This window comes from Caulobacter sp. AVps16 (assembly GCF_058681455.1).
This window is the reverse complement of the sequence record NZ_CM178739.1, coordinates 445,171-471,434: the sequence shown is the minus strand read 5'-3', so window position 1 is coordinate 471,434 and position 26,264 is coordinate 445,171. Positions and strand designations below refer to the sequence as shown.

The following is a 26,264-nucleotide window of genomic DNA, read 5'->3' as shown; positions in this document are numbered from 1 at the left end:
GGGAAACGGAGGACGCCCTAACCCACCATCGACCAGTCCAGCGGCTCGCCGCGGGTCAGGTCGCGCGCAGCCTTGCCGGCCAGCACCTTGGCGAGATCGGCGGGCGGCAGGCCGTTGCCGGGGCGGACCGAGCGGACATTGGCCCTGGTCAGGGGCTCGCCGGCCTTCACATCGGCGGTGACATAGAGCGAGCGGCGGAACAGCAGCGACGTCGCTTCCGAGCCCAGGGTGTCGTAGTGGGCGCGACCCAGCGAGGCCCAGGCGTTCTTGCAGTCCTCCACCAGGGCCTTGAACTCGGCGGGCTCCAGGCTGAAGGCCGCGTCAGGACCGCCGTCGGCGCGGGCCAGGGTGAAGTGCTTTTCCACCGCGCAGGCCCCGACCGAGACCGCCGCCACCGAGGCGGCCGTGCCCGGCGTGTGATCGGACAGGCCCACAGGGCAACCGAAACGCTGGGCCATGTCGGCGACTGTCCGCACATTGGCGTCGGCAAAGGTGGCCGGATAGCTGGAGACACAGTGCAGCAGCAGAACGCCCGCCGCGCCGGCCGACAGGGCCGTTTCGCGGGCGGTCTCGATCTCCTGCAGATTGGCCATGCCGGTCGAGATGATCAGCGGCTTGCCCTTGCTGGCGGCATACTGGATCAGCGGGATGTCGACGGCCTCGAACGAGGCGATCTTGAAGGCCGGCGCGCCCAGGCTGTCGAGCAGGTCCACCGCCGTCTCGTCGAACGGGCTGGAGAAGATCGTCACCCCGCGCTGGCGGGCCCGCTCGAAGATCGCCGCATGCCATTCGAACGGCGTATGGGCCTCTTCGTAAAGCTCATACAGGGTGCGCCCGTCCCACAGTCCGCCATGGATCTTGAACTCGGGGCGGTCGACATCGAGGGTGATGGTGTCGGCGGTATAGGTCTGGATCTTGATCGCGTCGCAACCGGTCGCGGCGGCGGCGTCGACCATGGTCAGGCAGCGCTCGAGGCTGCCATTGTGATTGCCCGACAGTTCACAGATCACATAGGGCGACTGGTCGGTGCCGATCTTGCGGCCGGCGATCTCGATGAAGGGGGAGTCGGTCATGGCGCGGTCCGGAGCAACATGGTTTCCGGCAGTTTAACCCGGGAAAGGTGGACGAGGCGTCAATCGCCGCCGCCGCCGCCGTCTCCACCGCCCCCATCGCCATCGCTGGAGCCGTCGGAGTCGTCAGAGCCCTCTGACTTTGACCCCTTTGAGGAGGAACCGATGTGGACAATGCCGCCATCGCCGCCGTCTGTGGCGCTATCCCGTTTCTTGTTCTTCTCGGCGGCTGCGCCCGCCCCCATCATGGCCACGCCCGAGCCGGCACCGATGGCGACGCCCAAGGCGAGACCCAGGGCCAGATTGTCGAGCGCCAGGCCCAGAGCCACCCCGATGGCGATCCCGACGCCAATGCCGATCGGCAAACCCGCTTTCATGATGTCCCCCGTGTTGCAGCCATCGCGCTAAGCTGGAATCGACACTATATCTGCGCCCATGTCGACCTCCTCCGCCCCCCGCCAGACCCGCTGCCTGATCATTGGTTCAGGCCCCGCCGGCTACACCGCCGCCATCTATGCCGCGCGCGCCCTGCTGAAGCCCGTGCTGATCGCCGGCATCCAGCCGGGTGGCCAGCTGACCATCACAACCGATGTCGAGAACTATCCGGGCTTTGCCGACGTCATCCAGGGTCCGTGGCTGATGGACCAGATGAAGGCCCAGGCCGAGCATGTCGGCACCGAGTTCGTTAGCGACATCGTGCTGTCGGCCGACCTCTCCAAGCGCCCGTTCCACATCAAGTGCGACAGCGGCGAGGAATGGCTGGCCGAGACCCTGATTATCGCCACCGGGGCCCAGGCCAAGTGGCTGGGGCTTGAAAGCGAGAGCAAGTTCCAGGGCTTTGGCGTCAGCGCCTGCGCCACCTGCGACGGCTTCTTCTATCGCAACAAGGACGTGGTCGTGGTCGGCGGCGGCAATACGGCCGTCGAAGAAGCCCTGTTCCTGACCAGTTTCGCCCGCAAGGTCACCCTAGTGCACCGCAAGGACGAGCTGCGGGCCGAGAAGATCCTGCAGGAACGCCTGCTGGCCCATCCCAAGATCGAGATTGCCTGGAACAGTGCCATCGACGAGGTGCTGGGCGACAGCGACCCGATGGGTGTAACCGGCGTCCGCCTCAAGAACGTGATCACCGACGACCTGAGCGAGCTGAAGTGCGACGGCGTCTTCATCGCCATCGGCCATGCCCCGTCGTCCGAGCTGTTCAAGGACCAGCTGGAAACCCATGCCGGCGGCTATCTGCTCGTCGCGCCCGGCACCGCCTCGACGGCGATCGAGGGCGTCTATGCGGCCGGCGACGTCACCGACCATATCTACCGCCAGGCCGTCACGGCCGCCGGCATGGGCTGCATGGCCGCCCTGGAAGCCGTGCGCTTCCTGGCCGAGCAGGATCACATCCGCGACCGCCACCCGATCAGCCATGCCGAGGCCGAGAAGATCGGCGTCTGGTAGGGCTGCGGCGCGGGTGGGCGCTGGCGGCCATAAGGCCGCCAGCTCAAAAAGCCCATCAGAGCCCGGCGGCGCGAATGAAGACGGCCTCGAACTGAGCACCAGTCTTTCGCCTGAAGGTCACGGTTTTGGGCTCCCCAGGCTCAAAGGCCATATGCTTCTTGAGCACGAAGACGCTGTTGCCGGGCACATCGGTACCGTCAATCCTGACCAGCTCGTCCCCGACCGCGACTCCCGCCTCCATGGCCTGAGAGTCCGCCTGGACCTGCTGGACCACGATCTTGGCGACGGTGGTCTTGGTCAGACCTGTGGTCATCACCTGAACGGAAAAACCGATCTTTCTCGCCCTCGGCTTGGCACCGGCCTGTGCTGACACGGCCAGGGCAAGCATGGTCACTCCGAACACAACAGACCGGCGCAAGGGGGCGAGCTTGATCTTGTCGGCGGCGGTCATGCTCATGGGTTCCTGAATTGAGGCCTGTCCGGACCTTCTAGTCAGGCAGATCGCAAAGACCCATGGCCCCAAAACGCCTAGCTCATATGCATTTATGCATGGATTGGCCCTGCGCCCCCGGACAGGGATCTTGCTAGGGAACGCCTCGCTTGCCGATGGGCGGGCAACTGCGCCGATCCGGTAGAGGCCTTAGCCCAGTTCTGCACCCACTCCGAAGACGGCGCGGCCCATGAGATAGGCCGGTCGCCCTGCCGGCCCTGACCCTAGTTCAAGGGCGACAACAGGTTCGGCGGCCGCTGTTTCGGCTTGGGCGGCGGGGCCTTGGGGGTCTCGGCAACGGGCGGCTTTTCAGCGGCAACCTCCGGAAGCTTGTCCAGGGCGCGGTTGATCTCGGCGATCTCTTCGGGCGTCGGGATCCGGCGACCGGCGACCGTCCCTTCGAACTTCAGGCGCTCACCGCCGGGGGCCGTGGCGTCGGGCACCGCAACCAGATGGGCCCCCGGGGCCAGGGTCGAGGGGATCAGGCCTGCCGCCTGGGCCTGGGCCAGGATCTGGGTATTGACCACCGCCCCGGCGGCCAGGGCCTCGGCAGGGGCGGCTTCGAGGGTGCGGGCGTCGCCGGCCAGCAGGATGTCGGCGGTCACGTCCTCGCCGCCACGATACTTGCCCTTGAACGCCGCCAGGGTGCCCGACGGTCCGGTCCAGCGATAGAAGATGTGCTGGCCCACCTGGCGCAGCTTGACCAGGGTCGGGGCCCAATAGGGCGCGACATAGCTGGCGTGATAGTGGGTGGCGACACCCACATCCTTCATCACGAAGCCATTGAGGGCGCGGCGGGCCACCGACTCGGCCGAGGCCCAGAGCTGCGGATTGGGTTCGCGCGCCAGGGAGCCGTCGCAGGTGAAGCTGAACTGGCAACCGGTGGCGCGGGCGGCGCCTTCATAGATCACGCCGCAGACGGTCTTGGGATAGCCCGGATGCCGCATGCGGTTGAGCACGGTCTGGGCCACGGCCTCCTGGCCGGCCAGGGGCTCGAAGGCGGATTCGAAATAGACCGCCTGGGCCAGGCAGCGCAGGGCCTTGGTGCGGTCCTCGACTGAGGCCTTCAGCACGAAAGGCTTCGCCGGCTCGATGGCCAGGGGCGCGGGCCGGCGCAGGCTGTTGATCAGGCGAGCCGTGTCGAAATCGGGCGCGGCATCGGAAAAGCGCGGGATCGAGGCCAGGTCGATCCGCTCCCAGCCGGGCACGCGACCCCAGTAGCGGGTATGGGGCCGGGGATCATGCCGACGGGCCAGGCTGAGCATGGCCGGATCCATATTGGCCACATAGCGGGTCAGGGCGGCGTCGGAGAAGCCCCGCGTCACCCGCGCCACCCCGGCCTCGCGGCCATAGCCGCGCGGCACATAATAGGTGGCGCATGCGGAAAGGCCGCCCAGCAGCAAAAGCCCCAGGGCGGCCTTGATCCAAGGCTTGGAAACGGCGGTCAACACGAAGCGGCTATTTGCCGCCCAGGGTCGCGCGGATCATCCAGGCGTGTTTCTCGTGGGCCTGCAGGCGCTGGGTCAGGAGGTCGGCGGTCGCTTCATCGCCCGCGTCGTCAGCGGCCGGAAAGGCGGCGCGCAGAGTGGCGATCACCGTCTCGTTGTCCTGCTTCAGCTCGGTCAGCATGGCCTCCCAGTCCTGTTCGGGATCGCCATCCTTGATGCTGGAGAGATTGCCGAAGGCGGCATAGCCCTGCGGGGCCAGCTCGCCCAGGGCGCGAATACGTTCAGCGATGGTGTCCAGCGCCGCCCACTCTTCCGAGTACTGACCTTCAAGCAAAACGTGCAGCGACTGGAAGTTGGGGCCTCTGACGTTCCAGTGATAGCCATGCGTCTTCAGATAGAGCGCATAGCTGTCGGCCAGGACCTTGTTCAGGCCGGCGGCGATCTCGCCGCGCTGTTTCGCCGAAAGACCGGTATTGGGGGCGGCGGCCATTCTCATCTCCCGTGTTGCGTGTTCTAGGTAAGCTCGTCCATGGTCTTGGCAAGCCTTGTTTCGGCGGAGAGCGACAAAGGTGAGTGAGGACATTTCAGCCCCATCCGTTGCCGACCGTGCACGCCTCCACGGACTGATAAGCGCGTGGCTGATCCCTCCCGTTCCACCGCCGGCCTGGCATTGCGCGCTGGCAACCCTGATCGCGACCGCAGCCGCCATTCTGATGCGCGTCACCCTGCTGGGCCTGAGCGGCGGCGTCGGGGCGACCCAGCCCTTTTTCCCGGCCATTGTCCTGGTCACCCTCTATGCCGGCTGGAAATGGGGACTGGGTCCCATTGTCGCCGGCGCGGCCTTCGGCTGGTGGCTCTGGGGCGGCCGCGATGGCGAAGCCCTGTCAGAAGACGAGATCGCCACCCTGGTGATCTTCCTGCTCTCCTCCACGATCACCCTGATCGTCGCCGAGGGGCTTAGGGGGGCCCTGCGGGGCCTTTCAGAGGCTCGTCGCCAGCAGATGGATGCGGAAACCCGGCTGGAACTGACCCAGTCGGCAGCAGGCGTCGGCCCCTGGGACTGGGACATTCCCACCGATACCCTCTATCTGTCTCAAGGGGCCCGGCAGAATCTCGGCCTCTCCCCCGACGAGCCCATTACCTGGGCCAATCTGGTCGATCACGTCCATCCCGACGATCGCGCCATGGTCGCCGAACGCATCCGCAACTCGGTCCGGGCCGGCGAGGCCTATGAGGTCGAGTATCGCCTCGCTGACCTGAGCCGGGGGGAACGCTGGATCCATGGGCGCGGCGAGGTCCGCCGCGATGACACCGGCCGGGCGGTTCGGATCCTGGGCCTGAACTTCGACGTCACCCGGCGGCGCCGCGACGAGGAGCGCGTGCGCGAGAGCGAAGCCCGCTTCCGCAGCCTGGCCGACAGCGCCCCGGCCCTGATGTGGATGTCACGGGTCGGCGGCCAGCGCGACTTCGTCAACAAGGCCTATTCTGACTTTGCCGGCTGCGACTATGAGGAAGCCCTGGTGCTGGACTGGCGCACCCGGCTGGATCCGCGCGACCTGCCCGTCATTCTCAAGGGCCAGATCGCCGGCGAAGGCAGCCGCAAGCCCTTCAGCCTGGAAGGCCGCTATCGCCGCGCTGACGGCGAATGGCGCTGGCTGAAATCCTTTTCCCAGCCTCGCCATGCCCCCGACGGGGCCTTTGACGGTTTCATCGGTATCGCCTTCGACAATACCGACGCCAAGCAGGCCGAGGCGGACCTGGCCAGCGTCAATGAACTGCTGGCCGAGCGTGTTCAGGCCGCCGTCGCCGAGCGTGATGCGGCCCAGGCCGCCCTCTTCCAGTCCCAGAAGCTGGAGGCCATCGGCCAGTTGACCGGCGGCGTGGCTCACGACTTCAACAATCTTCTGACCGTGATCATCGGCGCCTTGGATGTGGTCGAGCGGCATCCGGACGATCAGGCCCGTCGCCAGCGGATGGTCGGGGCCGCCCTGGACGCCGCCAGACGCGGTGAAAAGCTGACCCAGCATCTGCTGGCCTTCGCCCGCCGCCAGCCGCTGCGGCCCGAGCTCTGTCGCATCGATCGTCTCATCACGGAGAGCGAAGGCCTTTTGCGTCGCGCCGTGGGCGACGCCTACGATTTCCAGTTGCGGCTGGAGGGCGGCGTGGGCAGCGCCCTGGTGGATTCCGGCCAGTTCCAGGCCGCCCTGCTCAACCTCGTGGTCAATGCCCGGGACGCAACCCCGGCCGGCGGCGAGATCACGATCGAGACCCGCCCCGTGACCTTGCCTGCCGGGTTCGGCGATCTGGGCCCGGGCCAGTACCTGCGGATCGCCGTCCGCGACACGGGGTCCGGTATGGATCTCGAGACAGCGGCCCGGGCGGTTGAACCGTTCTTCACGACCAAGCCGCCCGGTGAGGGCACGGGCCTCGGCCTGTCCCAGGTCTATGGCTTCGCCCGCCAAAGCGGTGGTTCGGTGGACATCGAGACGCGCCCCGGTCAGGGGGCCTGTGTCGCCATGCTGCTGCCCATCGCCAAGGACGCAGACCTGTCGACGGCCTCGGCCGCCCTCGATCCGATCGTCAGCCAGGTTCCGACCCGCGTGCTGCTGGTGGAGGACGATCCCCAGGTTGCCGAAATGGTCGACGCCATGCTCTGTGATCTGGGCCACACGGTGAGCCGGGCGGGCGGCGTCGATGAAGCCCTCGACTGCCTGGCGCGGGATCCGGCCATCGGACTGGTCCTCAGCGACGTGATCATGCCGGGTGGCCGCAGCGGCGTCGACCTGGCCGAGTCCCTGGCCCGGACCCACCCGGGCCTGCCGGTGGTGCTCTGCTCCGGCTACACGGGCGGCGACCAGGGTCGGGCCCAGGCGGGGGCCTGGCCGTTCCTGAGCAAGCCCTTCTCGCTCGACAGCCTGGCCCGGGCCCTGAGCGCGGCTCGGACGACCTGAAGCGTCCGAACCCGGACACCTCTTTGCAAGCTCATCACAAAGGGCTATATGTGTTTCGTCACTTATGCTCAATTTCAGCATAAGCCGGACGCTGGAACGGTTTGCCCTGCTCCGGCGTTTTTTGAGGCCCCACAAATGCTCAGTTTGAGCATAAGCGAGGATCACATGGCCGACGGGTTTGCCGCCCTGGAGTTCACCCCGCAGATCGAAGCGGAGACCGCCGGCGTATGGGACAAGGTCAAGCACCATGTCACGCCGCTGGAATGGCGCAGCCAGGCCCCGCTGATCGCCGAGATCAACCGGCTCAAGCGCGAGAAGAACGCCGCGATCCTGGCCCACAACTACATGACCCCCGACATCTTCCACGGGGTGGGCGACTTCGTCGGCGACAGCCTGGCCCTGGCCAGGGAAGCCGCCAAGAGCAACGCCCAGATCATTGTCCAGGCCGGCGTGCACTTCATGGCCGAGACCAGCAAGGTCCTGTCGCCCCAGAAGAAGATCCTGATCCCGGACCTCAAGGCCGGCTGCAGCCTGGCCTCCTCGATCACCGGGGCCGACGTGCGGCTGATCAAGCAGCGCTATCCGGGGGTGCCGGTCGTCACCTATGTCAACACCACCGCCGAGGTGAAGGCCGAGACCGATATCTGCTGCACCAGCGCCAATGCCGTGCAGGTGGTGGAATGGGCCGCGCGCGAATGGGGGACCGACAAGGTCATCCTGATCCCCGACGAATATCTGGCCCGAAACGTCGCGCGCCAGACCGAGGTGAAGATCATCGCCTGGGCCGGACACTGTGAGGTCCACAAGCGCTTCACCGCCAGCGACATCGCCGACATGCGCGCGGCCTGGCCCGGTGCCGAGGTACTGGCCCACCCGGAATGCCCGACCGAGATCCTCGAAGCCGCCGACTTCGCCGGGTCGACGGCGGCGATGAACGACTATGTGGCGGCCCGCAAGCCGGCCCAGGTGGTGCTGATCACCGAATGCTCCATGGCCTCCAACGTCCAGGCCGAGAGCCCGCTGACCCAGTTCATCGGTCCCTGCAACCTGTGCCCGCACATGAAGCGCATCACCCTGCAGAACATCCACGACGCCCTGGTTCACGAGCAATTCGAAGTGACGGTGGACGCCGACATCATCGACCGTGCAGCCCTGGCCGTGCAGCGGATGATCGACCTGCCACCGCCGCTTGTTCCCGCCCGCTACGACCTCGTGAAGGCCCGCCATCACGTGGACGTGGAGCTGATCTAGTCCCCTTTCCTCCCGCCCTCCCCGGGGAGTGTGACATGACCGATCGCCTGATCTTCGACGGCCCCGTGATCCTGGGGGCCGGTCTCGCCGGCCTGACCGCTGCCCTCGCGGCCGGGCGCGCCCTGGTGCTGTCTCCGACCCCGCTGGCGACCGGCTGCTCCAGCGCCTGGGCCCAGGGCGGCATGGCGGCGGCCCTGTCGGTGGACGACACCCCCGCCCTGCACGCGGCCGATACGGAAGCGGCCGGCGCAGGCCTGTGCGATCCAGAAGCCGTGGCCTTGCTGACCACGGAAGGCCCAGGGGCCGTCCGTGCGCTCGCTGCACTCGGCGCGCCTTTTGACACCAAGGACGGAGACTTCACGCTCAGCCTGGAAGCGGCCCACTCAAAGGCCCGTGTTGCCCGCGTCGGCGGCGACGGGGCCGGGGCGGCGATCATGGCCGCCGTCATCGCCGCCGTCCGCGCGGCTCCGGCCATCGAGATCCGCGAGCGGGCCCGCGCCCGCCGGCTACTGCAGGACGCCACCGGCCGCGTCATCGGCGTGCTGGCCGACATCGACGGCCGGCTGGTCGAGATCCTCGCCCCTGCCGTCATCCTGGCCACCGGCGGAATCGGCGGCCTCTATGCCGTGACCACCACCCCCGCTGAGGTCCGCGGTGAGGGACTGGGCCTGGCGGCCCTGGCCGGGGCGGTGATCGCCGACCCCGAGTTCGTGCAGTTCCATCCCACCGCGATCGACGTCGGCCGCGACCCCGCGCCCCTGGCCACAGAAGCCCTGCGGGGTGAGGGCGCGATCCTGCGCAACAGCGACGCCCGCGCCTTCATGGAAGACTACCACCCGGCCCGGGAACTGGCCCCGCGCGACGTGGTGGCCCGCGCCATCCATGCCGAGCGCGAGGCCGGCCGGGGGGCCTTCCTCGATGCGACCGTGGTGGTCGGCGGCCACTTCCCCAAGGAATTCCCGGCCGTCTTCGAAGCCTGCATGAGCGGCGGCGTCGATCCGCGCCGGGCCATGATCCCGGTGGTTCCGGCGGTCCACTACCACATGGGCGGCGTGGCTACCGATCTGGACGGCCAGACCTCCCTGCCCGGCCTTTACGCCGCCGGCGAATGCGCCGCGACCGGCGTGCACGGCGCCAATCGCCTGGCCTCCAACAGCCTGCTGGAGGCCGCCGTGTTCGGGGCCCGGGCCGGCCGCGCGGCAGCGGCGGCCAAGGCCAAAGGCGGCCCGCCGGTCTTGCTGGAGCCCCTCCCCGACCTGCCGGACGCCGCCCTGCAGTTCCTGCGCAAGGCCATGAGCCGCGACGCCGGCGTGATCCGCGACGGCATGGGCCTGAGCCGGCTGCTGACAGAGATCGACGGGCTGGAAGCCGCCCATGGACTCTGCCCGACCCTGGTCGCCGCTCGCCTGATCGTCGACGCCGCCCTGGCCCGCGAAGAAAGCCGCGGCGGGCACTTCCGCGCCGACTTCCCGGAAACGGGCGAGGCGGTGCGCACCTTCGTCACGCTGCAAACCGAGAGCGCCGCCGTGCGCTATGCCGCCGAATGACCCTCTCACCGCTTCCCGATCTCCTGATACGTCCGATCATCGATCTCGCCCTGGCCGAAGACCTCGGCCGGGCCGGCGACATTACGGGAGAGGCCTGTATCGACGCTGACGCCCGGCTGTCGGTGGTGTTCGCCGCCCGGCAGGACGGCCGCGTCGCGGGCCTGTCCTGCGCCCGCCTGGCCCTGGCGGCGATGGATCCGACCGCGACGTTCGAGATCGTCACACCGGACGGGGCCGACTGCGTGCCGGGCACGGTGTTGGCCCGGGCGGAAGGCAAGGCCCGCGCCGTGCTGATCGCCGAGCGCACGGGACTGAACCTGCTGGGCCGGCTGTCGGGCATTGCCACCCTGACCCGCGCCTATGTCCGCCTGGTCGAGGGCACGGGCGCGACCATCGTCGACACCCGCAAGACCACCCCGGGCCTGCGGGCCCTTGAAAAGTATGCGGTGCGATGTGGCGGCGGGATCAACCACCGCTTCGGCCTGGATGACGCCATCCTGATCAAGGACAACCACGTCGCCGCCTGCGGTGGGGTCGGTGAAGCCGTCCGCCGGGCGCGGGCCTTCGCCGGCCATCTGGTCAAGGTGGAAGTCGAGGTCGACGGCCTGGACCAACTGGAAGACGCCCTGAAGCACAGCCCGGACGTGGTGATGCTGGACAATTTCAGCCTCGACGACCTGCGGACGGCCGTGGCCCTGGCCAAGGGCCGGGCGGTGCTGGAGGCTTCCGGGGGCGTCAACCTGACCACTGTGCGGGCCATCGCGGAAACCGGCGTGGACGTCATCAGCGTCGGGGCCCTGACCCACTCGGCGCCGGTGCTGGATATCGGTCTGGACGCGGTCTGAGCCCGTAGATGCTCCCCCTCTGGGGGAGCTGTCGGCAAAGCCGACTGAGGGGGCCATCGCGGCGACAGCCGAGCTCGCCCCCTCCGGCCCTCTGGGCCACCTCCCCCAGAGGGGGAGGATCGACGGTCTAGCCCCAGATCTTCATCAGTTCCCGCACCACCATCACCGCCAGAGTGATCGTCGACAGGGCGAACAGCAGGAACCGCAGGTTCACGATGTTCACCGTCACCTGCACCAGGCTGTGCGCCACGCGCAGGCCGACATAGACCCAGGCAAAGTGCACGGCCCAGCCGTCGGCGTGACCGGCCACGGCGATGGCCAGGGCGGCAGCGTAGAAGATGGTCGGCTGTTCCATCAGGTGATTGTAGTTGTCAGCCGCCTGGCGCGGGCCGGCGGGCAGGACGTCCAGCGAGCCCGGAAAGGCCGCATCCTGCGGCTTGATCCCGGCCTTCAGCATGGCCGGGATGCGGCGCACATACATCCACAGCCAGATCAGCAGCGACCAGGCCACCAGCGCCATCACCGGCGCGATCATCGTGTTCATTTGGAGCGTCCCTCCCCGGACGTTTTACTTGTCCGGAGAGGTTAGACGCAGAACGGTGATCTTGCGAAGCCTGACGTGCGGGAAAGGCAGAGGCTCTCCCCAAGAAGGGAAGATCTATGCCCTAGGCCCGGTCGCGGAAGGGATCGGCCGGATAGACCCCGAGGATCTCGAAGGTCTCGGAGAAGAAGCGCAGCTCGTCGAAGGCCAGGGCCAGGCTGCGGTCCTCGGGGCGACCATCGACCTCGGCATAGAAGATGGTCGCCGTGAAGGCACCGCCCTCCATGTAGCTCTCCAGCTTGGTCATGTTGACGCCGTTGGTCGCAAAGCCGCCCATGGCCTTGTAGAGCGCGGCCGGCAGGTTGCGGACCTTGAACACGAAGCTGGTCACGCAGCGATGGGTGAAGGCCGGTGGCTCGGGAGAGGTCTCGGCCGTCATCACCAGGAAGCGGGTGGTGTTGTGGCGCTCGTCCTCGATGTCGCTGGCCAGGATGTCGAGACCATAGATCTCGGCCGCCAGGGCCGGGGCCACGGCCCCACGGGTCGGGTCGGGCCTCAGGGCAAGGGCCTTGGCCGCACCGGCCGTGTCGCCGGCCGACTCGGTGGTGACGCCGAGCTTGCGCAGGCTGTTGCGGCACTGGGCCAGGGCGATCGGCATCGAGGCCACCACCTTGATGTCCTCCAGCTTGACCCCCGCATTGGCCATCAGCTGGAAGCGGATCGGCTTGAAGCGTTCACCGATGATCTTCAGGCCCGAAGCCGGCAACAGATGGTGCACATCGGCGACCCGACCGGCGATCGAGTTCTCGATCGGAATCATGCCCAGGGCGCAGACCCCGGACTTGATGGCCTCGAAGGCCTCCTGGAAGGTGGCGCAGGGAAAGGCCTCATAGTCCGGAAAATAGGTGCGGCAGGCCTCGTGGCTGTTGGCGCCGGGTTCGCCCTGAAAGGCGATCTTCTTGAGGATGCTCATGCTGTCTTCCGGGCCTGCTCACGGGCCGCTTCAAGGTCAGAGGGATTATCGACGGAGATCGGCGCTTCCGGGGCCACGGCGGCGCGGATCGTCATGCCCAGCTCCATGGCGCGCAGCTGCTCCAGCTTCTCGCGCTGCTCGAGCGCCGACGGGGCTGCAGCGTTGAAGGCTTCGAGTGCCTCGCGCCGATAGCCGTAGATGCCGATATGGCGCCAGATCGGGCCGTCGCCATAAAGGGTCGACCGGGTGAAATAGAGGGCCCGGCCGCTCGTGCCGTCATCCTCCATGGCCAGGACAGCCTTGACCACGTCCGGATTGGTCCGGTCTGCGGGCGAGGCTTCGGCCGCAACGACGGTAGCGATGTCGCAATCCCCGAAGTCCTGCAACAGGCCGGCGCAGGCGCTCAGCACCGACGGATCGACAAAGGGCATGTCGCCTTGCAGGTTGATGACCACATCGTGCTCGAAATGGGGATCAAGCTCGGCCAGGGCCGCCAGGATGCGGTCCGAGCCGGAGGGCAGTTGCGGGTCGGTCAGCACGGCGCGACCACCTGCCGCATGCACGGCCTCGACGATCTCGCGATCCCCCGCAGCCACCGCCACAGGGCCGATATTGGCCTTGAGCGCCTGGTTCAGAACGCGGACAATCATGGGCAAGCCGCCGATATCGGCCAGGGGCTTGTCCGGAAGGCGGGTGGCGGCCATCCGTGCGGGGATCAGGACGATAGGGTTCATGAGTTCAATATCGCTGCTGCCCGGTTGCGCGAGGGGCGGTAGCGTGTAAGAGACGCGAGCGCAATAAGAGGCGCGCGCGGGGGATTCCCCGCCGCGGGTTTGGGCCCCGCCCCCGGCGGGCCGGTAAGAGGCTGACAAGGCTGAGATGAGCGACCTGACGTTCAACAAAATCGCTGGCGGCGTGCTGCTGACCGGCCTCGTTATTTTCGGTCTGCGGGAAGCATCGACCATCGTGTTCCAGAAGCACGAGGTCGAAAAGGCCGGTTACGAAATCGCGGTCGAGGAGACCACCGGAGGCGGCGGTGCCGCTGCGGTCGAGGTCGCGCCTGACTGGGGTACCGCCCTGCTGCTGCCGGCCAATATCGCCGCTGGCCAGGCCGTCGCGGCCAAGTGCGCTGCCTGCCACAAGATGGACCCGTCGAACCCCAACAGCATCGGTCCGGGCCTGTACGCCATTCTGGGCCACAAGCCCGGTTCGCACGCCGGCTTCGCCTATTCCAGCGCGATGAAGGAATTCGGCGCCAAGAACCCGGTGTGGGATTATGACCACATGTACGAGTTCCTGAAGGCACCCGGTAAGTACATCTCCGGCACCAACATGACCTTCGTCGGCCTGAAGAAGCCGGAAGATCGCGTTGCGATCATCGCCTATCTGCACAGCCTGGGTTCGACCCTGCCGGTTCCGGCTCCCAAGCCGGCTGAAGCTGCTGCTCCGGCTGCGGCCGAAGGCGCTCCGGCCGCCGCGCCGGAAGCCGGTGCTGCCGCCGCTGGTGCGCCTGCGGCCCCGGCTGCGGCCCCCGCAGCCCAGTAATCGGGCTCCGATCCTGACATCAAGGGCCGCGAAGTTCGCTTCGCGGCCCTTCTTGTTTTTCGCCGCAGATCCTGCCCTTCCGCTGAAGGCGGCTCTATGAGCCGGAGTGGGCAAGGCGACGTCAGCCGTAAAGACCCCCGCAGTCACTGCGTGAAAGCCCCCAGAGGGGGAGCATCAAACGTCTCAGGGTCGCCGGTAGCCGAGCGGCGCTCCGACCCCTGCGGCCTCGATACGGGCCACCGCCTCGGCCAGGGGCTCGATCGCCACGGCCATGTGGTGGGCATTGGCATGCAGGATGGTGTCCGGATCCAGCAGGATGGCGACGTGCCCCTTCCAGAACACCAGATCCCCGCGCCGACGCTCTGAGGCCTCGACCGGGCGGAAAAAGTCCCTCTGCAGATCGGTATCGCGCGGACAGGCCCGATTACAGGCCGCCAGGGCCTGCTGGACCAGAGCAGAGCAGTCCAGCCCGAGCGATTCGCGCCCGCCCCATTGATAGGGCGCGCCGAGGAACCTCTGGGCCACGGCGACATAGTCGCATTCACCCCGGCCGACAGGCGTCAGATGGTCGGCGATGAACCAGCCCGAGCGCGCCGCCCGGGCAAACCGTCCCTCGCGGGCTTCGACCGTCACCAGGGCCCCCAGGCTGTAGAGCCCGACAATGGCCGACTTGATGTCCGGACCACTGAAAGCATAGGTGCGCAGCGCCGAGACGGCGTGGCTAGCGGGCAGGACCGGGGCCGAAAGGGCGTCGCTGGGCACATAGCCGACATAGCCGTCGCGCCCCGCCTGGCCGAAGGCGAAGCCGTCGACCTCGAACAGCACGTCGAAGCGCTCACCGAAGGCCAGTTGGTCTTCCTGCTCGGCGTCGGGTGCCGGGGCCTTGCGGATCGAGGCAATGGGCGCACTGGCCTGCATGGACTGGGTCGCTGCAAAGCGCTCGGCCGCGACCCGGCCCTCCAGCCGGATGTCGGCCAGGCCGTCGCGGATCAAGGTCAGGCGGCGATCCGGCGCGCTCATGCGGCAAACCTCGTCTTGAGCATGGCGAACAGGGCCCGGATCGCCTGGGCCTCACCGCCGACCGGATAGCCGGGCCGCCCCTTGGGGTTCCAGGCATAGAGGTCGAAATGGGCCCAGGGTCCAATGCCGTCGCCGGCGGGCGCGAAGCGCTGCAGGAACAGGGCGGCGGTCGTGGCCCCGGCCTGGGCCCAGGGGGCGGAATCGTTCTGGAGATCGGCGATGTCGCTGTCGATGGCCTCCCCATAGGCCTCGGTCAGGGGCATGCGCCACAGCGGATCAAAGGTCGCCTGCGACGCGCGGGCGATCTGATCGGCCAGGGCGTCATCCGCCGTCCAGAACGGGATCACAAACGGCCCCAGGGCCACGCGGGCCGCGCCGGTCAGGGTAGCGAGGTCCAGGGTCAGGGCGGGCTTGAGCTCGGCGGCGCGGGCCAGGGCATCGGCCAGGATCAGGCGGCCCTCGGCGTCGGTATTGCCCACCTCGACGGTCAGACCGGCACGGGTCTGCAGGATATCACCCGGCCGCATGGCGTCACCGCTGATGGCGTTTTCGACCACCGGGGTCAGGACCACCAGCCGAACCGGCAGCTTTGCCGCCATCACCATCTTGGCCAGGGCCAGGGCATGGGCGGCGCCGCCCATGTCCTTCTTCATCAGCCGCATGCCCGAGGCTGGCTTGATGTCCAGGCCACCGGTGTCGAACACTACCCCCTTGCCGACCAGGGCGACCAGGGGATGTGAAGGCTCGCCCCAGCTCAGTTCCAGGATCCGGGGCGCGCGATGCGGGACTGCGGCGCGGCCGACGGCGTGGACGGCCGGATAGTTGGCGGCCAGCAGGTCGTCTCCAGTCGTGACCGACAGGGAGGCCCCATGCTGTTGGGCAATCTCGCGGGCGATCGCCTCGATCTCGGCAGGCCCCATGTCATTGGCCGGCGTATTGACCATGTCCTTGACCAGGGCGCAGGCGTGGCTGACTGCGGCGATGGCAGCGACATCCACTGCCCTGGGCGCGACCAGCCTGGGCCCGGCCTCGCCGGACCGCTTGCGATAGCAGTCGAACCTGTAGAGCCCCAAAGCGAAGGCCAGGGTCGCTTCCGAAGCGTCCAGCCCCCGTGGCATGCGGGCCAGCCGGTAGTCACCGGCGGGAAGCCGGGCCGCGAGCCCCCGGAACAGGCCCGGATCGACGGCGGCGCGGGACCCCAGCCCCATCAGCACGCGTTCGATATGACCGCCTGGCGCAGCCACGACCAGGACCTGACCGGCCTTGGCCTTGAACTGCGCCTGTCCCGCCAGGGTGCGAACGGCAGGGCGACGCATCGCCAGGAAGGCCTCCAGTTCAGCCTCGAACAGGGGGTGGATCGGGATCGCACCGTCCGGCGCCGAGGCCAGAATGGGGAAGCTGTCCAACATGTCGCGGCCCTCGGAAATTATGCTTAACGATTCCTTGAGAGCCGCGCGGCGAGGATGCGCGAACCTTTCGGAGACTCGTCTTCCATGTGTCGCAAGCGCGCGTTCCTCGCAACCGTTCTCGCCCCTGTCCTGGCCGTGGTCAGCGGCCTGGCGCTCGGTGCCCCGGCCCAGGCCGGTGAGGCCAAGACCCCGCCTGCCGCCGTTGAACCGACCGGCCCGCGCAAGGCCTCGCCGGCCCAGCGCGCAGAGATGCGTCGCGCTGATCCCCTGGCCCGGGCGGCCTTCTGGGGCGGGGAGTTCGCCGCGGACAGCCGCGACGCCGAGGCGGGCGTCGCCCTGGCCCAGTCCCTGCGCTCGCTGGGACGCTATGACGATGCCGCCGACGCCGCCGGCAAGGTGCTGCTGGTCCAGCCCGACAATTTCGACGCCCTGCTGGAACTGGCCCGCGTCCACATCGCGCGCGGCCAGGGCTTCTACGCCATTGAACCGGCTCGTCACGCCGCCGCCCTGGCTCCCCGCGACTGGCGGCCCCAGACCTTGCTCGGCGTGGCCTATGAGCAGGCCCAGCGCCCCGAAGAGGCCAGCGCCGCCCACCGCCAGGCCATAGCCCTGGGACCGAACGAAGCCGCGCCGAACGCCAACTATGGCCTGCATCTGGCCAGCCAGGGCGACCTGCCCGGCGCCGAGGTCCAGCTGCGCCGGGCGGCGGCCATGCCCGCTTCCACCATCCAGATCCGCCAGAACCTGGCCCTGGTCATCGGCCTGCAGGGCCGGATCGCCGAGGCGGAAAAACTGGCCCGCCAGGACCTGCCGCCGGAATCGGTCGCCAATAACCTGGCCTGGCTCCGTGCCGCGACCACCCGACCCAATCCCGCGGCCACGCCCCGCTCCTGGGACGCCATGAAGGCGGGAGGCTAGGGCAAATCGGCAAGGCGAACGTCAGGAACTTGATGCGCTGTCCGCCTATTCCCGTTATTTCGGGGCATGCCTTCCGACCCGTCTTCGATAGCTTCGCCGGCCGCGCCGGTTGCTGAAAAAGTCCCGTTTGTCGCTGTCCTGGCCGGCAGCGACGCCAACCGCCATCAAGGGGTGGAGCGTGACATAGGGGTGGGTGTGACCGGCAATAATGACGGCCACACGATGCTGTCCATGCTGTGTCCGTCGATCGAGCTTGGCCGCATCCACGTCGCCCCGAGCTATTTCCGGCAAAGCAAGCGCTGGAATCCCAATGCGGCCGACCTGCTGTGGAACATCATTTCCGACGTGGACCAGAACCCGGACACGCTCGATATCGCCCGCAAACTGGTGTCGACAGCGAGCCGGCCGATCGTCAATCCGCCAAGTCTGATGGGCCGCACACGCCGCCATACCCTCGCAGGCCTGCTGCAGGGACTGGATGGCGTCATCGTCCCGAAGGTGCTCTTGCTGCGCAACCCCACGCTTGAGCGCGTCAGCAAGGCCACCGCAGAGGCCGGTTTCCGGTTTCCCGCCATCCTGCGCCAGACGGGCAGCCACAATGGCGAAATGCTCGGCGTGTTCAACGCGCCTGAGGATATGGCCCAGATCTTCGGCGACCGGAAAAACGCCTACTACCTGACCGAATTCGTCGACGTGCGTCGCGCCGACCGCTTCTATCGCAAGTCCCGCTTCTTCTTTGTCGGCGACACGATCATCACCCGCCAGCATGTCATTGCCGACAAATGGTATGTCCACGGGGGCGCCGGCGTCCTGGCCGAGCATGCGGCCCTGCGCGACGAGGCCCGCGCCATGCTGATCGACGGCTTCGAAGCCCTCCCCCTCGCCACCCGTACGGCCGTGGATGCCATTCGGCAGGCCATTGGCTTTGACTATTGCGGCCTGGACTGCTGCATCCAGGAAGACGGACAGGTGGTCGTGTTCGAGGCCAATGCGACCATGAACTTCTCGCCACGGTTCGATAATCAGACCACCCAGCACAATCGCGCCGCCCTGCCGCGCATGCTGGCTGCCCTGCGTCGGCTCATCGAGGCCAAGACCGGTCGAACCCTGGCCGAAAACCCGGCGAAAGGGCTAGAGGGTTGAGCTGAGGGCGCGCTCTATGATCGTGGCGGCCTGCAAGAACTGCCGAAGCAGGGGCATGGAAACCTCTTCCCGCAGCACCACCACCAGGGTCGCCATCAGCGAGAAGACCAGAGCCGTTTCGACCGCCGATCCGGCGACCTCGTCGGTCACGAAGCGCCGATTGCGTTTGGGCTGTTCGCTGTCGCGCGCCATGCAGACTGTCCCAGATTGGAAAACCACTGGGGACCCCGCCGCAAGAAGGGTGCCGGTGTGAAGTCTTCCGCCGCAGGTGCCAGCGACTTCGGCGGCCCTCGAAGGCCAGGCCTAGGGGCCCTGGCGGCCCAGGCGAGCCAGGAGGTCGTCGCGATAGGTGCGACTGGCGACAAGCTCTGCACCGCTTTCCATCATCAGGCGCCAGGAGCCGTCTGACAGGGACTGGGTTTCGCTGACGCGGGCCAGGTTCACCAGGGTGGACCGATGGCTCCGGGCGAAGATCGCCGGATCCAGCCGGCGTTCCAGGTTCTGCAGCGTTTCCCGGATCAGGCCCTCGCGCTGACCCCAGTGAACGACGACATAGTTGCCGGCCGCCGAGAACCATTCCACCTGGGACAGGTCGACCGGGGTCCGTCGCGAGCCTGTAGAGACCATCAGCCGCTCGGTCGGGGCGGCCTGGCGCGCCACAACCCGCCGCGCCTCGGTCAGGGCCGCCTCCAGTTGATCGGCGCGGGCCTGAACCTCGACAGCTCTTTGTCGATGGGCGGCGGCGAGGCCGGCGGCGGCCAGGGCGGTGTAGAGCAGGATCGAGACGGGCGAGCGGGCCAGGCTGCGGGCCAGGGCTTCGGTCACGCCGCCACCTGACGCCCGGAACGCCATGTCCAGCCAGGCCGCCCCGATCGACTCCAGCGCGACCACGGGGACCGTCCCCAGGGTCAGGACAACCAGGGCCCGCCCGCCGGATCCGAAGCGCCGCAGGATCGCCCAGATCAGGCCCGCGACGGGCAGCCACAGGGCATAGCTGGCACCCTGCCAGGCCACCGACTCGACGAGGCCGATCGGCGCGCCGGCCGCCCGCGCGGACTGACGCGCGAACCAGGCGGCACTGATGGTGGTGGCGACATAGCTATAGGCACCAAAGGCCCACACCCAGGTGGCCGTTGAGGCGCGTCTCAAGCGGGCGAACGATCCCTGCGCCGGCGCAGGACCCTCGCCAGGACCCAGATCACGGCCAGGGGCTGGAAGACGAGGGTCGGCCAGAGCTGGCTCCAGGGGGTCGGAAGGAAGGTCAGGAAGTTGCCCGAGAAGGCACTCATCACCGCCCCGTAGGCGCTCAGCATCTTCACTAGATGCTCGTAGGTCCAGAGGTCTGGAAAGAAAGGCCAGGCTGTGGGGCGAAGAAAGCGCCAAAGGTCCCAGCCGCCATAGGTCAGGGCGGCATAGACCAAGGCCCCCGAGACGACCGGGTTCGGCCCGGCCCGGCCCAGCAGGATCAGCGCAAGGACCCACAACCCCACACCCAGGACGCCCAGGGTCAGGATCCAGTCGATGGCCCTTGCCCGGTCGGCCGGTCGCAGGTCGGGGCGCTTGCGCCTCAGGACCCGCACGCCTGAAAAGACGGTGATGGTCGCCGTGGCGGTCAGGGCCGCGAAATAGGCGTTGAAATGCAGCGCCGTCATCACCCAGGCGCATGCCAGCATCACGCCCATAAGGCTGACGAAGACCCAGCCGGAGGCCTTGTGCAGGCGCGAGCCCTTGCGGCTGACGATCGGCAGGACGCCGGCTGCCACCGTGATCAAGCCGGCGGTGATGTGCAGAGCGAGGATGGGCTGGAAGAGCGAGGTCATGACCCGCTCCAGACCCGAGGGCGGCACGCCGCGCCAGGCCTCTGGGACCAGGCGCGGCCAGCCGGGGCGAACCCCGGCTATTTGGCCATCACGTCCTGGATCTTGATGATCGCCGGTCCGAGGATCACGACGAACAACACCGGCAGGAAGAACAGGATCATCGGCACGGTCAGTTGGGCCGGCAGGGCGGCGGCCTTCTTCTCGGCGGCTGAGAGGCGCAGCTCACGGTTCTCCTTGGCCATGACCCGCAAGGCCGCGCCCAGGGGCGTGCCATAGCGCTCGGCCTGGATCATCGCCGTGGCCACCGAGCGGATGCCCGGATGGTTGGTGCGACGGGCCAGGCCCTCATAGGCCAGCCGGCGATCAGGCAGATAGGAGAGCTCGGCCGTCAGCAGGCTCAGTTCCTCGGCCAGTTCCATCGAGCTGGAGCCCACCTCCGCCCCCACCTTCTGGATGGCCGCCTCAATCGACATGCCGCTCTCGACGCAGATCAGCAGGAGGTCCAGGGAGTCGGGAAAGGCCGCCACGATCGACTCGCGGCGTTTCTGGGCGATGTTGCTGATATAGACATTGGGGGCGTAGTAGCCGATCGCCAGGGCCCCGACGCAGGCGCACATCTTCTGCATGCCCAGCAGGCCGAAGTCATTGATCACATAGATGTAGAACGCCGTGACCACGGCGAAGACGAACGGCATCACGAAGCGGAAGAAATAGAAGGTCGAGACGGGCTGCGGCCCGCGGAAACCGGCCTGGGCCAGCTTGTCGACGACCTTGGGATCTTCCAGCAGCTTCGACAGTTGCAGCCGGTCGACGATGTTCTTGTAGAGGCCTGCGTCCGTGTGCCTCAGGCTGCTGCCGGAACTGCTCTTGGAGGCGATCGCCTCGCGCGAACGGCGGCGCAGTTCCTCGCGGCGGTTGGCCACCGACTTCAGCCGACCCTCGAGGCCGCGCTCGCTCATGGCCGGCGCCGCCAGGGTGATAATGGTGGCGAACACCACGAGCGCGATGAAGCCGGTCAGCAGGTTGCTGGGGTCGGTCAGGACGGCGGCGATACTCATGTCAGCACCCTCCCCCTAGAACTTGAAGTTGATCATCTTGCGCATCACGAAGATGCCGATGCTCATCCAGATGCCGCCCGCCAGCAGCATCAGGTGGCCGCGCGGATCGGTGAACAGGGGCTGCATATAGGCCGGTGAGGTCACGGTGATCAGCACCACCACCCCGGGCGGCAGGCAGCCGATGATGAAGGCCGAGGCCACGGCTTCGGCCGACAGGGCCTTGATCTTCTCGCCCATCAGCTTGCGGGCCCGCAGCACGATCGACAGGTTGCCCAGGGCTTCGGCCAGATTGCCGCCCGTCTTGGCCTGGATCGACAGAACGATGGCGAAGAAGCGCAGTTCATTGGTCGGCATGCGCTCGTACATGCGCTCGAGCGCCACATCCATCGGCATGCCCATGCCGACATTCTCGGTCATCATCCGGAACTCGCCGGCCAGAGGCTCGGGACTTTCCTTGCCGATGATCTTCAGGCAGTCGTGAACCGGCAGGCCCGACTTGATGCCGCGGACGATGATGTCGATGGCGTCGGAAAAGGCCTCGGTGAACTTCTTGGTACGGGCCGTCGCCAGCATGCCTACCACCCAGCGGGGCAGACCCAGTCCGGCTCCGAAGGCCGCACCCAGGGCCAGGAGCGGATGCTGGCCGAGGATGATCACGATCAGGCCCACGCACAGGCCCAGGCCGCCGCTGATCATCCAGAACATCTGGGCATTCTCGCCGAGGCCGGCGGCGCGCAGGCGCGCGGCAATGGACAGGGACGCCTTCTTCTGCTTGCGGTCCTGTTCCTTCAGGGTCTTGAGGATCTGCTTGCGGCGGGCATCTGGCGTATTGGCCGCAGCCTTGGCGCGGGCACCGTCGTCCCGGGCCCCGCCGCCGACAATGGCCTGGGTGCGCTTGGTGGTTCGGGCCGCCGTCTGGTCGCCGCCGGCAAAGGCAAAGCCCAGGGCTGTGATAGTGATAAAGCCCAGAATACCGGCGATCACGAACAGCATCGGCTACTCCGCCGCGTCGAGGGCTTCGGCCAGCTCGCGCTCCAGGCCGTAATAGCGGGCGCGGTCCCAGAAGCGCGGCCGGGCGATGCCGGTGGAGCGGTGCTTGCCGACCACCTTGCCTTCCGCGTCCTCGCCGGTGATCTCGTAGACGAACAGGTCCTGGGTGACGATCACATCGCCCTCAAGCCCGACGACCTCGGTGATGTGGGTGATCCGTCGTGAGCCGTCCCTCAGGCGGGCCGCCTGGACGATGACATCGACCGAGCCGACGATCATTTCCTTGATCGTCTTGGAGGGCAGGCCATAGCCGCCCATGGTGATCATGCTCTCGATCCGGCTGATGGCTTCACGCGGGGTATTGGCGTGCAGCGTGCCCATCGAGCCGTCGTGACCGGTGTTCATGGCCTGCAGGAGGTCGAACGCCTCCGGGCCACGGACTTCACCGACGATGATGCGTTCGGGCCGCATCCGCAGACAGTTCTTGACCAGGTCGCGCATGGTCACAGCGCCCGAGCCTTCCAGGTTGGGCGGCCGGGTTTCCAGACGCACGACGTGGGGCTGCTGCAGCTGAAGTTCAGCGGCGTCCTCGCAGGTCACCACCCGTTCGGTCGGGTCGATGAAGGCAGTCAGGGTGTTGAGCAGGGTAGTCTTGCCGGAACCGGTACCGCCCGAGATGACGATGTTGCAGCGACAGGCACCGATCACACCCAGAACCCGCGCGCCCTCGGGGCTGATGGACTTGAAGTCCACCAGGTTCTTCATGGTCAGCTTGTCCTTCTTGAACTTCCGGATGGTCAGGGTGGGACCATCCAGAGCCAAGGGGGGCGCGATGACATTGACGCGGCTGCCGTCGGGCAGGCGGGCGTCGCAGATCGGCGAGCTTTCATCGACCCGGCGGCCGACCTGGCTGACGATCCGCTGGCAGATGTTCATCAGCTGCATGTTGTCGCGGAAGCGCACATTGGTCAGCTGGACCTTGCCGCCGACTTCGATGAACACCCTGTGCGCGCCATTGACCATGATGTCGGCGATGTCATCGCGAGACAGCAGGGGCTCCAGCGGGCCATAGCCGAGGACGTCATTGATGATGTCCTGGACCAGGTGCTCCTGCTCGGAGACCGACATCGAGACATTCTTGATCGCGACCAGCTCGGCGACGATGTCGCGAATTTCCTCGGCTGCCGCCTTCAGATCCAGCTGGGCCAGCTGGCTCAGGTCGATGGTGTTCAGCAGGGCATTGAAGATGACGGTCTTGGTGGCGTGATAGTAGTCGCTCTGCTCCCGCACGATCGTGGTCGTGGCAGTAGCCCCTTGGGCGGCACGCAACTGCTCCAGGCCGGGCGTCGGCTTGGGCGTGGCTGTGGCCACCTTGGGTGCGGGCGCGGTGCGATCCGGGGCAGGTTCGACGCGCTGCGGCCGCGTCGCGATCGCAGCCCCGTCGACCGGAGCCGGCGGCGGCGCATGTCGATCCGTTGCGGAATTCTGATCGCGTTTGCCGAACATCCGTCGCTATTTCTTCCTGAACAGACCGGACAGCATCGAAGCCTTTTGAACCTGCGGCGGTTCGCGACGGCTGATCAGCTGGGCCAGATGGTCTATGCCCTCCGCCGCCTTGGACTTGGGCGCGACCTCACCGACCATCTGGCCGTTATTGGCGGCCTGGCCGAACGACTTCGGATCAAAGGGCAGGACGATCGATGGGGTAAGGCCGAGGGCCTCGCCGAAGTCCTTGACCGGAATTTCAGGACGGCCGGGAACGCCGACCTGGTTCAGCACCAGCCGCGGCGGTGCGTCATTGGGACGGGCCTGACGGACCATGTCGACAATGTTCTTGGCATTGCGCAGCGAGGCCAGGTCCGGTGTGGCGACCACGACCAGGTCGTCGGACCCGATCAGAACCTTGCGGGTCCAGGCCGCCCAGCTGTGCGGCAGGTCCAGCACGACGAAGGGCGCGGCACCGCGGATCTTCTGGGTGACTTCCTCATAGGCCTCGGCGCTGATCTCGTAGTCCTGGTCGAGGGTAGCCGGAGCGGCAAACAGCGACAGCCGGTCGCCGCAGCGGACCATCATCCGGTCCATCAGCACCGGATCCAGCCGCTCGGGCTGGGTCAGGGCGTCGATCACGCCCTGCAGGGGGTCCTGGTTGAAATCGAGCCCGGCCGTGCCGAACGGCAGGTCCAGGTCGACGAGCACCGTTGCGGTCTGCATTCGCTCGGCCATGGACCAGGCAAAGTTATGCGCCAGGGTCGAGGCCCCCACCCCGCCCTTGGCACCGACAAAGGAGACCTGGCGGCCGACAAAGGGTGCCGACGGATCGGCATAGAGCCCGGAAACGGCGCGGATGATCTGCAGCGGCCCAAGGGGCTGGGTCAGGTATTCGCTGACCCCGCGGCGCATCAGTTCGCGATAGAGGGCGATGTCATTGGTCTGGCCGATGACCACGACCTTGGTGCCGGGATCGCAAACCTGGGCCAGGGCATCCAGCAGGTGCAGCAACCGCTGGGCCCCGTCATGGCTTTCCACCATCACCAGCGAAGGCGTGGACTGGTTCTGGTAAAGGTCGACGGCGGCGTCGAGCCCCCCCACCCGGACGATGGTCGAGGCGCGCGACATGCGACGGTCGGCTGCGGCCTGTTCGATCAGGGCCGAGGTCTCGGACCGTACACAGAAGGCATGAATGGTGATGCGGGGCACCGCCACCTCGCCGAGGGCGGCGTCGCTGCCGCCCAGGCTGTCCTGCGGGATCGGGGCAGACGGCTCCGGAATCGGCGGCGGTGCCATGTCGGCGGCACGAGGGCGCTGAACCTGCGGCTGGGCCTGGGGCGGTGTCGCAGCAGCCTGGGCTTGGGCTTGGGCCTGGCGGGCCGCGGCAGCCGCCGCGAAGGGATCCTGTGCGGCCGCAGGCTGCTCATCGCGCGGTCGAGCCGGCGGAAACTCGGCAAAGGGATCGTCTCGGTCGCCGGCTGCAAAGGCCTGAGGCGACGCACGCCAGGGATCGGAGCCGGCCGAGGTGAACTCGTCGGCGGCGTCGAAACCCAGATCAAACGGTTCCAGATCTGAAGGCGGACGCGACATCAGTTGATCGCCTTGGAGATTGCGCCATTGGCCTGATCGTCCTTGGCCGAGGACGTGATTTCGCCCTTGCGGTACTTGCCCAGAACCGTGTCGCGACGGCCGGCGTCGATCGCGGTGGAGTCACGCGGCCGGATCAGGTCTTCCGGATTGGCGATCTGGGCGGCGAGATTGGCGGCCAGGGCACAACCGAAGTTGTCATAGGCCTCGTTCTTGCGCGTTGCCGTCAGGTTTTCCCAGTGCTGGCCGCAGCGGGGTCCCTCGGCGACGAAATACTCAAATCCGACGCGAACCGCGGCGTTGGCACTTCCGGCGGCGTCATAGCCGACCAGCCGCACCTGGGGTGCCGGAGCCCCCAGCATCACCAGGCGCTCGCGAACATCCATGGCCATGCGGCTGGCGACGGCGGGGTCGCCACCGCCCAGGGGCGCGCTGACCACGATCTCGCGGGCCTCCGCCGACAGCCAACGGCTGACCAGGGCCCGCAGCGCCTGATCCTGATTGGCCGAGATCCCCGTGGTGTGAGCGGCCAGCTGGATCTCGTCGGGGTGCCCGTCGACCTTGATCCGGTTGGTCCATTTTTCCGTGGCCAGGCGCGGCGTCGGTTCGGGCACGGCCTTGCCGGCGCCCTCGCCGCCCGTGGCGCAGGCCGACAGGGTCAGCAGGACGGCGCCGGCAAACAGGCTCTGAAGAATGCGGTTCACGGTTGGCTTGCTCATGTCCG

At 67.5% G+C, this 26,264-nt stretch carries 26 protein-coding genes; 8 read left to right on the top strand and 18 right to left on the bottom strand.

The window, feature by feature from the left end; translation table 11 throughout:
• Window positions 1–17 precede the first annotated feature (17 nt).
• Together pseI and ACW17U_RS02280 are read right to left on the bottom strand one after the other, a co-directional pair.
• Window positions 18–1,073, bottom strand: coding sequence for a pseudaminic acid synthase (gene pseI, locus ACW17U_RS02285; protein ID WP_492054684.1), 1,056 nt, complete (start codon window positions 1,071–1,073; stop codon window positions 18–20).
• 59 nt (window positions 1,074–1,132) lie between these two features.
• Complete coding sequence (locus ACW17U_RS02280; protein ID WP_492054683.1) at window positions 1,133–1,447, bottom strand: hypothetical protein; 315 nt, start codon at window positions 1,445–1,447, stop codon at window positions 1,133–1,135.
• A 58-nt stretch (window positions 1,448–1,505) separates the two neighbouring features.
• On the opposite strand from ACW17U_RS02280, the gene trxB reads away from it, so the two are divergent.
• Complete coding sequence (gene trxB / locus ACW17U_RS02275) at window positions 1,506–2,516, top strand: thioredoxin-disulfide reductase (protein ID WP_492054682.1); 1,011 nt, start codon at window positions 1,506–1,508, stop codon at window positions 2,514–2,516.
• Window positions 2,517–2,571: 55 nt separating this feature from the next.
• On the opposite strand, the gene ACW17U_RS02270 is transcribed toward trxB, so the two are convergent.
• The 3 genes from ACW17U_RS02270 to ACW17U_RS02260 form a co-directional block, all read right to left on the bottom strand.
• The gene (locus ACW17U_RS02270) at window positions 2,572–2,967 is read right to left on the bottom strand and encodes a PDZ domain-containing protein (protein ID WP_492054681.1); all 396 of its coding nucleotides are present in this window, start codon (window positions 2,965–2,967) and stop codon (window positions 2,572–2,574) included.
• Window positions 2,968–3,230: 263 nt separating this feature from the next.
• Window positions 3,231–4,457: a cell wall hydrolase gene (locus ACW17U_RS02265; protein ID WP_492054680.1), complete on the bottom strand. Its 1,227-nt coding sequence runs from the start codon at window positions 4,455–4,457 to the stop codon at window positions 3,231–3,233.
• Window positions 4,458–4,464: 7 nt separating this feature from the next.
• Window positions 4,465–4,944, bottom strand: a complete 480-nt coding sequence (locus ACW17U_RS02260; protein WP_062148876.1) for a Dps family protein — start codon at window positions 4,942–4,944, stop codon at window positions 4,465–4,467.
• Window positions 4,945–5,167: 223 nt separating this feature from the next.
• Between ACW17U_RS02260 and ACW17U_RS02255 the strand changes: the two genes are divergently transcribed.
• From ACW17U_RS02255 to nadC, 4 genes are all read left to right on the top strand, one after another.
• Window positions 5,168–7,405, top strand: coding sequence for a PAS domain-containing protein (locus ACW17U_RS02255; RefSeq protein ID WP_492054679.1), 2,238 nt, complete (start codon window positions 5,168–5,170; stop codon window positions 7,403–7,405).
• 165 nt (window positions 7,406–7,570) lie between these two features.
• The gene (gene nadA / locus ACW17U_RS02250; protein WP_492054678.1) at window positions 7,571–8,656 is read left to right on the top strand and encodes a quinolinate synthase NadA; all 1,086 of its coding nucleotides are present in this window, start codon (window positions 7,571–7,573) and stop codon (window positions 8,654–8,656) included.
• 35 nt (window positions 8,657–8,691) lie between these two features.
• Window positions 8,692–10,203, top strand: a complete 1,512-nt coding sequence (locus tag ACW17U_RS02245) for an L-aspartate oxidase (RefSeq protein ID WP_492054677.1) — start codon at window positions 8,692–8,694, stop codon at window positions 10,201–10,203.
• Window positions 10,200–11,048, top strand: coding sequence for a carboxylating nicotinate-nucleotide diphosphorylase (gene nadC / locus ACW17U_RS02240; RefSeq protein WP_492054676.1), 849 nt, complete (start codon window positions 10,200–10,202; stop codon window positions 11,046–11,048). The genes ACW17U_RS02245 and nadC overlap by 4 nt, the downstream gene beginning before the upstream one ends.
• Window positions 11,049–11,175: 127 nt before the next feature.
• Here the strand turns inward: nadC and ACW17U_RS02235 are convergent, their stop codons facing one another.
• From ACW17U_RS02235 to ACW17U_RS02225, 3 genes are all read right to left on the bottom strand, one after another.
• A complete protein-coding gene (locus tag ACW17U_RS02235) occupies window positions 11,176–11,592 on the bottom strand; it encodes an MAPEG family protein (RefSeq protein ID WP_492054675.1) in 417 nt (138 codons plus the stop codon).
• Between the two features lie 121 nt (window positions 11,593–11,713).
• Window positions 11,714–12,562, bottom strand: coding sequence for a prephenate dehydratase (locus ACW17U_RS02230; protein WP_492054674.1), 849 nt, complete (start codon window positions 12,560–12,562; stop codon window positions 11,714–11,716).
• Window positions 12,559–13,296 (bottom strand): 3-deoxy-manno-octulosonate cytidylyltransferase, encoded by a 738-nt coding sequence (locus ACW17U_RS02225; protein ID WP_492054673.1) that lies wholly within the window; start codon window positions 13,294–13,296, stop codon window positions 12,559–12,561. The genes ACW17U_RS02230 and ACW17U_RS02225 overlap by 4 nt, the downstream gene beginning before the upstream one ends.
• A 145-nt stretch (window positions 13,297–13,441) precedes the next feature.
• On the opposite strand from ACW17U_RS02225, the gene ACW17U_RS02220 reads away from it, so the two are divergent.
• Window positions 13,442–14,107 carry a c-type cytochrome gene (locus tag ACW17U_RS02220; protein WP_062148901.1) on the top strand — a complete coding sequence of 222 codons (666 nt, stop codon included), beginning with the start codon at window positions 13,442–13,444 and terminating at the stop codon, window positions 14,105–14,107.
• 183 nt (window positions 14,108–14,290) lie between these two features.
• Here the strand turns inward: ACW17U_RS02220 and ACW17U_RS02215 are convergent, their stop codons facing one another.
• Window positions 14,291–15,127 (bottom strand): C40 family peptidase, encoded by an 837-nt coding sequence (locus tag ACW17U_RS02215; protein ID WP_492054672.1) that lies wholly within the window; start codon window positions 15,125–15,127, stop codon window positions 14,291–14,293.
• Complete coding sequence (locus ACW17U_RS02210; protein WP_492054671.1) at window positions 15,124–16,536, bottom strand: leucyl aminopeptidase family protein; 1,413 nt, start codon at window positions 16,534–16,536, stop codon at window positions 15,124–15,126. Before ACW17U_RS02210 ends, ACW17U_RS02215 begins: the two co-directional genes overlap by 4 nt.
• A gap of 84 nt (window positions 16,537–16,620) precedes the next feature.
• On the opposite strand from ACW17U_RS02210, the gene ACW17U_RS02205 reads away from it, so the two are divergent.
• Together ACW17U_RS02205 and ACW17U_RS02200 are read left to right on the top strand one after the other, a co-directional pair.
• Window positions 16,621–17,454: a tetratricopeptide repeat protein gene (locus tag ACW17U_RS02205; RefSeq protein ID WP_492054670.1), complete on the top strand. Its 834-nt coding sequence runs from the start codon at window positions 16,621–16,623 to the stop codon at window positions 17,452–17,454.
• Between the two features lie 195 nt (window positions 17,455–17,649).
• Window positions 17,650–18,597: an ATP-grasp domain-containing protein gene (locus ACW17U_RS02200; protein ID WP_492054669.1), complete on the top strand. Its 948-nt coding sequence runs from the start codon at window positions 17,650–17,652 to the stop codon at window positions 18,595–18,597.
• On the opposite strand, the gene ACW17U_RS02195 is transcribed toward ACW17U_RS02200, so the two are convergent.
• The 8 genes from ACW17U_RS02195 to ACW17U_RS02160 all read right to left on the bottom strand — a co-directional run bounded on the left by ACW17U_RS02195 (window position 18,586) and on the right by ACW17U_RS02160 (window position 26,259).
• Window positions 18,586–18,789: a hypothetical protein gene (locus tag ACW17U_RS02195; protein ID WP_062148916.1), complete on the bottom strand. Its 204-nt coding sequence runs from the start codon at window positions 18,787–18,789 to the stop codon at window positions 18,586–18,588. The genes ACW17U_RS02200 and ACW17U_RS02195 overlap by 12 nt on opposite strands.
• A 111-nt stretch (window positions 18,790–18,900) precedes the next feature.
• On the bottom strand, window positions 18,901–19,746 hold the full coding sequence (locus ACW17U_RS02190; RefSeq protein WP_492054668.1) for a LytR/AlgR family response regulator transcription factor: 846 nt from the start codon (window positions 19,744–19,746) through the stop codon (window positions 18,901–18,903).
• Entirely contained in the window at window positions 19,743–20,417 is a 675-nt protein-coding gene (locus ACW17U_RS02185; RefSeq protein WP_492054667.1) for a hypothetical protein, read from the bottom strand. The genes ACW17U_RS02190 and ACW17U_RS02185 overlap by 4 nt, the downstream gene beginning before the upstream one ends.
• A gap of 77 nt (window positions 20,418–20,494) precedes the next feature.
• On the bottom strand, window positions 20,495–21,475 hold the full coding sequence (locus ACW17U_RS02180) for a type II secretion system F family protein (RefSeq protein WP_492054666.1): 981 nt from the start codon (window positions 21,473–21,475) through the stop codon (window positions 20,495–20,497).
• A gap of 15 nt (window positions 21,476–21,490) precedes the next feature.
• The gene (locus ACW17U_RS02175; RefSeq protein WP_492054665.1) at window positions 21,491–22,468 is read right to left on the bottom strand and encodes a type II secretion system F family protein; all 978 of its coding nucleotides are present in this window, start codon (window positions 22,466–22,468) and stop codon (window positions 21,491–21,493) included.
• A gap of 3 nt (window positions 22,469–22,471) precedes the next feature.
• A complete protein-coding gene (locus ACW17U_RS02170) occupies window positions 22,472–23,971 on the bottom strand; it encodes a TadA family conjugal transfer-associated ATPase (RefSeq protein WP_492054664.1) in 1,500 nt (499 codons plus the stop codon).
• A 6-nt stretch (window positions 23,972–23,977) separates the two neighbouring features.
• On the bottom strand, window positions 23,978–25,543 hold the full coding sequence (locus tag ACW17U_RS02165; RefSeq protein ID WP_492054663.1) for a CpaE/TadZ family protein: 1,566 nt from the start codon (window positions 25,541–25,543) through the stop codon (window positions 23,978–23,980).
• Entirely contained in the window at window positions 25,543–26,259 is a 717-nt protein-coding gene (locus tag ACW17U_RS02160; protein ID WP_492054662.1) for a CpaD family pilus assembly protein, read from the bottom strand. The genes ACW17U_RS02165 and ACW17U_RS02160 overlap by 1 nt, the downstream gene beginning before the upstream one ends.
• Window positions 26,260–26,264: the final 5 nt, after the last annotated feature.